The sequence below is a fragment of the Phyllobacterium bourgognense genome, assembly GCF_003337575.1.
GTDB lineage: Bacteria > Pseudomonadota > Alphaproteobacteria > Rhizobiales > Rhizobiaceae > Phyllobacterium > Phyllobacterium bourgognense.
Genome location: NZ_QPJM01000046.1, coordinates 1 through 7,331 on the forward strand (window position 1 = coordinate 1; position 7,331 = coordinate 7,331).

4 protein-coding genes and 2 pseudogenes are annotated in these 7,331 nt (G+C 57.0%); 3 read left to right on the plus strand and 3 right to left on the minus strand.

The window, feature by feature from the left end; all coding sequences use genetic code 11:
* Positions 1-3,030 (plus strand): glycoside hydrolase family 94 protein (locus tag C7476_RS27600; RefSeq protein WP_114433107.1); only part of this gene is annotated, 3,030 nt, incomplete at its 5' end.
* A gap of 5 nt (positions 3,031-3,035) precedes the next feature.
* Positions 3,036-4,355, plus strand: coding sequence for a glucoamylase family protein (locus C7476_RS27605; protein ID WP_114433108.1), 1,320 nt, complete (start codon positions 3,036-3,038; stop codon positions 4,353-4,355).
* Between the two features lie 55 nt (positions 4,356-4,410).
* Here C7476_RS27605 and C7476_RS28000 read toward each other — a convergent pair whose 3' ends face one another.
* On the minus strand, positions 4,411-4,785 hold the full coding sequence (locus C7476_RS28000) for a hypothetical protein (protein ID WP_147274763.1): 375 nt from the start codon (positions 4,783-4,785) through the stop codon (positions 4,411-4,413).
* Between the two features lie 517 nt (positions 4,786-5,302).
* The gene (locus tag C7476_RS27610; protein ID WP_114433109.1) at positions 5,303-5,905 is read right to left on the minus strand and encodes a histidine phosphatase family protein; all 603 of its coding nucleotides are present in this window, start codon (positions 5,903-5,905) and stop codon (positions 5,303-5,305) included.
* 403 nt (positions 5,906-6,308) lie between these two features.
* Here C7476_RS27610 and C7476_RS27615 point away from each other — a divergent pair.
* Positions 6,309-6,940, plus strand: a pseudogene (locus C7476_RS27615) (tyrosine-type recombinase/integrase).
* Between the two features lie 195 nt (positions 6,941-7,135).
* Here the strand turns inward: C7476_RS27615 and C7476_RS29035 are convergent.
* Positions 7,136-7,331 (minus strand): annotated as a pseudogene (locus C7476_RS29035) (class I SAM-dependent methyltransferase); the annotation flags it as partial.

Below are 7,331 nucleotides of genomic sequence, written 5' to 3' on the forward strand. Positions count from 1 at the left end.
AAGTTCGCTGCGGTCGAGCAAGCGTTCCGCGGGTCAATGGAGAGATACAAGTGCGAGCTCGATGAATTCAGGCTTACACCCGGCGACGTTTCGGTGTCCAACTCGTTGGCAGGATATATGGCAGTTGGAAATCCAGGCACGCGGCAGGAGGCGGCGCCCCCACAAGCACGATTTGACCCAAATGTGCTCTGGGCTCAAGGCATCTCCGGCGACTTGCCAATCGCGTTGGCGCGTGTCGATGCAAAACGAGACGAAGCTCTCATTCGCCAAGTGATGGCGGCCCACGACTTCTGCCGGCGCAGAGGCTTGGTGTTCGACCTCGTCCTGTTTGATGAGCGCGGCGGTATCAGGGAACTGGAGCAGACTTTTTTCTCGCCGCTGCAAACGGAAATGACCGGCAAGTCTGGAGGGATTTTCGTTGTCTCCGGCACCGGTACTGCAGCGAACGACCTGGCGACAATTACCGCCGCGGCACGGCTCGTTATAAGAGGGGACGGCGGGTCTCTTGCCGCCCAGTTCCCCAGTATATCTTCCCCTGCTGTGTCACCTCCAGGGGAGTTCGCCGCTCGAATGAGTGACGCTACCGCAGAGCCGTTGCCCATCGTGCCAGAAAATTTGCATTATTGGAACGAATTCGGCGGCTTTTCCGATGGTGGGCGCGAGTATGTTATGACGGTAGGCAGGTTCAAATCGGGATCCACGACCTTGCCGCCGGCGCCGTGGACAAACGTCCTCGCGAACCCCAGCTTCGGCTGCCTGACGACCGAAGCTAGCCTTGGCTATACGTGGTCGGGCAACTGTCAGATGAACCGGCTTACACCGTGGTCGAACGACCCGGTTTCGGATCAGCCGGGAGAAGTCGTTTACCTGCGGGACGACGAAACTGGAGAAATTTGGACACCCACACCCCTGCCGATTGGCCCTTCCGCCCCAGTGTCCGTCCGTCACGGTCAGGGTTATACGCGCTACGCCAGTCAGAACCGACATCTGAAACAGGAGATGACAGTCTTCGTTCCACCTCAGGACACGATCAAGATCATCAGCCTGAGACTTCATAACGGGGACGTCCGAAGCCGCCAGATAACGGCAACCTATTACGTCGAATGGGTACTGGGAACCCAACGTGAAAAGGCTGCGATGCAAGTGGTGTGCGACCGCGATGCCGAATCGGGTGCGCTCGTTGCTACCAATTCTTGGTCAGGCGATTTCGCTGGAAAGATCGCCTTCGCGGCCACCAGTCCGGTGGCGAGGTCAACGACATCCGATCGCACGGAGTTTCTTGGCAAATACGGTTCCGTATCTCGTCCTGCCGCCTTGCAACGAGCTGATCTGGCGGAACGCTTTGGTCCATCGGTCGATCCGTGCGGCGCTCTAAAGGTGGATATCGCCTTACCCGCGGGCGCAACCCGAGAGGTTATCTTTGTTCTCGGGCAGGCCGACAGCCTGGATGAAGTCCGGAGACTTGTACGCAAATACGCCGACCCTGACCATGCGGGTGAGAGACTGTCAGCCGTATCCCGGGATTGGGACAACGTTCTGGACAAGGTACAAATCACGACGCCGGACCGCAGCATGAATTTGATGATGAATAGATGGTTGTTGTATCAGGTACTCGCGTGCCGGGTATGGGCCCGCACATCAAACTATCAGTCCGGCGGGGCATACGGTTTTCGCGACCAGCTTCAGGATGTGATGGCACTGATCCATAGCGCACCCGGTGAAAGCCGCTCACAAATCCTGCGCTCGGCAGCACGCCAATTTGAAGAGGGCGACGTTCAGCACTGGTGGCACCCCCCATCCGGAGTCGGAGTGCGTACCCGGATCACCGACGACCTTTATTTCCTTCCCTATGTTGTTCACCACTATGTCTCGACGACCGGCGATGTTGAGCTGCTTGATGAGGTCGTACCCTTCCTCAAATCAGCGGTTCTTAAGGACGACCAGGAGGAAGACTTCAACACACCAGCCATCAGTGAGGAAACGGGCACGATCTACGAACACTGCGTCCGGGCGCTGAAGCACGGTTATCGACTTGGAAGCCATCAGCTCCCCCTGATGGGGACCGGGGACTGGAACGACGGAATGAACAAAGTCGGTGCTGAAGGCAAAGGGGAAAGCGTCTGGAACGGTTGGTTCTTTTTGTCGGTCTTGAGATCGTTCGCGACGATCTCGAAATCTCGTGGGGACAAGTACCGCGCCAAGTGGTGTCGCGATCGAGCCGAGGCATTGCGCGTAGCCCTCGAGGCTAACGCCTGGGATGGTGCATGGTATCGCCGGGCATATTTTGACGATGGCACGCCGCTTGGTTCGGCCATGAATGATGAATGCCAGATCGATGCCCTCCCGCAAGCCTGGGCTGTCATTTCGGGCGCCGCCGATGCCGAACGCGCGGCGCAGGGGTTGAGAGCGGTCCACGACCGGCTCGTTGTCAAAGAGGACAAGTTAATCAAACTCTTCGATCCCCCTTTTGATAAAGGGGTACTCCAGCCAGGCTACATCAAGGGCTATGTTCCGGGCATTCGTGAGAATGGTGGGCAATATACGCACGCGGCAACCTGGGTCGTCTGGGCCACCGCATTACAGGGTGACGGTGATTTAGCCTTGACCCTTTGGAACTTCATCAATCCGATTTGCCACGGAACGACGAGAGATCTGGTTGAACGTTACAAGGTAGAGCCATATGTCGTTTGTGCAGACATATATGGCGCTCCTCCCCACACGGGCCGAGGCGGGTGGTCGTGGTACACCGGCTCTGCCAGTTGGCTTTATCGTGTTGCCATGGAGGCAATCCTGGGTCTGCGCCGGGAAGGTAGATTTTTGCGGTTTGAGCCTTGCGTTCCCACGAGTTGGCCCACCTATGAGATCACATATAAGCATGGTTCGGCTACCTACCGCATCCATTTCGACAATGCCAAGGGGATCGGCCGAGGCGTTCGGTCGGTGAGGCTGGATGGCAAACCCGTCACAAACAAAAGGGTCACGCTCGTCGAAGATAGTCGCACGCACGACGTCCAAGTTACGATCGGTTAGTGATCATGATCGAGCTCCCCTCTACCGATGTTGACCTTGATCGCTTGCCAACCGACGATGACCTCGGCCGGCTGCAGTTCACCACCTTGCTCTATTACCTTCACTGCACAAATCCGGACAATGGTTTGGTCCGCGACAAGACGGAACCCAACGCGCCGGCAAGCATCGCCGCCATCGGCATGGCGCTGGCCACCATTCCGGTCGTTGTTGAGCGCGGCGTCATAATACGCGAATTTGCAGCAAAGATTACCCGTAAGCGATTGCGTTATCTAATGTCTTGTCCGCAAGGGCCGGAACCGGATGCTTCCGGTTACAAAGGGTTTTTCTATCATTTTCTGGACATCGAGACTGGACGCCGCGTGTGGCAGTGCGAGTTATCAACCATCGACTCAGCCTTCCTGTTTGCGGGAGCTCTGACTGTGGCCACCTACTTTGATCGCGACACCCAGGACGAAGCGGAGATCCGCCAGCTCGCGATGGCGCTTTATGAGCGCGCGGACTGGAACTGGGCGCGCAACGGTGGCGCAACGTTGACACACGGCTGGCGTCCGGAAAGCGGCTTCATCCCTTATCGGTGGCGTGGCTACGACGAGGGCCTGCTGCTTTATATCATCGGTCTTGGCTCTCCGACCCATCCATTGCCGTCCGAGAGCTTCGCGGCCTACGCCGAGACGTACGAGTGGAGAAATATGTATGGCCGCGAACTGCTCTATTCCGGGCCTCTTTTCACACATCAGCTATCGCATATGTGGATAGACTTTCGCGGTGTTCAGGACGACTTTATGCGTGAGCATGACAGCGACTATTTTGAGAACAGCCGGCACGCGACATATGTCCAGCAGCAATATGCCATTCACAACCCGATGGAATTTGCCGGTTATGGAGAGCATTGTTGGGGATTTACCGCCTGCGACGGGCCCGGTTGGGCCACGCGCACGATAGACGGGGTCGACCGGGAGTTCTTCGACTACAACGCCCGCGGCGCTCCCTTTGGCCCGGATGATGGCACGGTCGCGCCTTGGGTAGTCGTGGCTTCGCTGCCGTTCGCGCCGGAGATCGTCGTTCCGACCATCCGTAATTTTGGCCGAATGAAAGTTGGCATGAAGCGCCTCTACGGTTTCAAACCGTCATTCAACCCGACTTATGCGGTCAAGGACAATCCAACGGGATGGTGGGTAAGTCCCCATCACTTTGGCATCGACCAGGGGCCAGTGGTCCTGATGATCGAAAATTACCGCAGCGGCCTGCTCTGGAACGTCATGCGTCGATGCAAGCCAATCGTAACTGGATTGCGCCGGGCAGGATTTTCAGGCGGGTGGCTATAGGCCGCCCTCTGTGAGGTGCAAAGAGGAAATTGTTACACGCGAAGAAAGCTCAGCATCAACGTTGTAGATAAAATGCCTGGCCGGCCGACCGCAATTCCTCAAGTGTCTTTCCCGAGCAATTTCCCGGCCCTTCTCCGCCCATAGCCGGTTCGGCAGCGCCGTTTATGGTCACTCTACCGGCCAGGTTATCGGGCGAAATATAAATGGCAACTCCGTCTGCTCCAATTTTGGATAAATAGTAAGCATGATGGACGCCGCTAACCTCACAATTTACCAAGAAGGGAAAAGCAGTAAAAGATATATCCTTGGCAAGTGCTTGAGGGCTAAAAATCGTAGACAATAGAGATAACGCAAGAGCCAAAACAGACCGGAAGGAAACCAGTCCGCGTACCTTTACGCGAAAATCCAGCCCAGATGTTGCGTGTCCCATTGGTTGAATCCTGTGCCCGCCCTTATTCTCTACTTATCTTCGTGTGTATGCCCGCGCCATGAGCATCTAGAGATTTAGTATAACGCTGACGGCGTTATCAGACAAGTTGGCGCCGCCGCAGTCCATCATGAGTATGCCAATCAAGTGATGTCAATGAATCGGCTCCGCACTTAGCTCGAGGGTGTGCAGTTTATTTTAGAATGCTTCGCTCTACACTGCACTTTGAGAAGCGATCCCGACTAGCCGGGGATCAGGCGTCGCCCTTTCAGAAATTCCACAAATCCAGATAGAAATCTTGACGGACGCGTGGCACAGCAGCTGAGCGTCAACGGCCGCATTTTCACGATTAACTGCTATGCGACACGCCCGAACTCAGGCAGGTCTCAGGATGGAGCTGCAAAGCATAATCCTGCAACCGTTCACGCAGCATGTCCAGAAAGCGTTTGGCATCTGCTTCATGTTGGAACCCGACACCGGATGATCGGCATTCATGGAACCGACTTGGAAAGCAAGACTGTCACGGTGACCGCGGTCGAAGCTCTTTGGGAGGCTGGTCAGCGATATGTCCGTTCCAGATCCTCACTGCTGGTATCTCGTGGTAGTAGGCGAGAACGCTCAATGTGCCCGTATTCAGGAGAAAATGCTGTCCGGCGCGCGGCGGAAGCCCAATCCATCGCGCTCCAAGCACGCGCAACACGTGCCCGTGCGCGAATAGGGCAACGTCCCCGCCGGCAGCCCGTGCCCGGGCCACGACTTGATCCACACGGGTAGCCACCTGCCTCGGCGTCTCGCCGCCCGGGCATCCATCCCGGAATATCAACCAGTCCGGCCGCTCTTCCCGGATTTGCTGGGGCGTTAGCCCCTCGTATTCGCCGTAGTTCCACTCCATCAAGCTTGGCTCGATGATGGCACCTTCGCCGAGGCCCGCCAAGCCACAAGTCTCCCGCGCACGCTGTAGCGGGCTCACGAGGATGAGCGAGAACGTCTGCCTAGCCAATATTGGCCGCATCCGTTCCGCCTGTCGTCGTCCGTTGTCAGTTAAAGGGACATCGGTTGTGCCCGTGTGTTGCCCGCTCAGACTCCACTCGGTCTCGCCATGTCTAATCACGAATACTTTCACGTCCAGCCCTCCCGGCTTAGTCGTTGTCAGCTCCGTTGATCGCAGCGCTTCCAAGGCCGTTGGCGTGATTTCGGGTATGTCGTCGCCGTACGGAGCGATGTACTCCATTTCAAAGAACAAGTTACAACGTAGTGCAGTGTTCCATTTCATTCCGACCGACGGCACTGATGCCGACTCGTCACGTTCACGCACGACATTAACCTGTTTTACCGAGAGCCACCAGTTGAGCCAGGTGTCTCGGGCGTGTTTCAGCACCCGCTTTGGGCCAGCTCGCGACCTTGGTCGGGCTAACCTGAACGTCCGGATTCTGATATGGACGCTGAAAACGGTCATTCTCGACCCCCGCCACTCCTCGCGTTAGTGCGTTCTTCCGACGGCCAATGGTGGCCGAAGGAGAACTCAAATGGGTATTGCACAATACGATCCTGCCGCACTGGGGCGTCCGGCATGGAACGTCGGCCGGAAGGTCGGCGTAAAGAAGCCCCTGAAGCAGCGCCAGATCTGGGCAATTCGTTTCTTCCTCGATAGGGAGGGGCGCATGAGAGACCGGGCGCTGTTCGATCTCGCAATCGACAGTAAGCTACGAGGCTGCGATCTGGTTAAGATCAAGATCGGAACCCTCGTCACAGGTCAAGAAATCCGAACCCGTGCTATCGTCGTTCAGCAAAAACCGGACGTCCCGTACAGTTCGAGATTACGACCGATGTCAGAGCAAGTTTGCTTGCATGGCTTGAGCGGAGAGGCGGAACGATTGATGAATACGCCTTTCCCAGTCGGGTCGACCATGCCGATCATCTCAGCACTCGCCAATATGCTCGATTGGTCGATGAATGGGTCACAGCAATTGGGCTGCGACGCGAAGACTACGGCACACACTCCCTCCGGCGCACAAAGGCCGCGATGATCTACAAAGCGACAGGCAATCTTCGTGCGATCCAGATCCCGCTTGGGCATACCAAGATCGAGAACACGGTTAGATACCTGGGCGTGGACATCGAAGATGCGCTGGAACTAGCAGAGCATACAGAGATTTGACAATATGCGGCTCCGCACCTAGCGGGGCCATGCGTCGCGGTGCAAACGGCCCACGTTTGAGAAAGTTGACTGAGCGGCTCTGCGCCCTCATATCGGCCATAGATGCGATCTTTGCCTTCGCCCGGAAGCAGACATTGGCGACCACCTAAAATTCATAGTCGCGCCGCGGCCAGCCATTCCCGCAAGGTCTGTGCGTCACGCCCGACTCGCCCGAACGCTCAGCCACCGATCATGGGGCTTTCCGACGCACCGACGTACCTCGCTGACGATCCAGCCGGCGTCTGTGAGTGCGGACCGCAGGGCAGACTCGCGCCAGTACGTCTCGACGTAGCGCCGCGGCGCTGCAGCATTGCCGTGTGTGAACACATCCTCACCGTCGCCTTCTCTAACC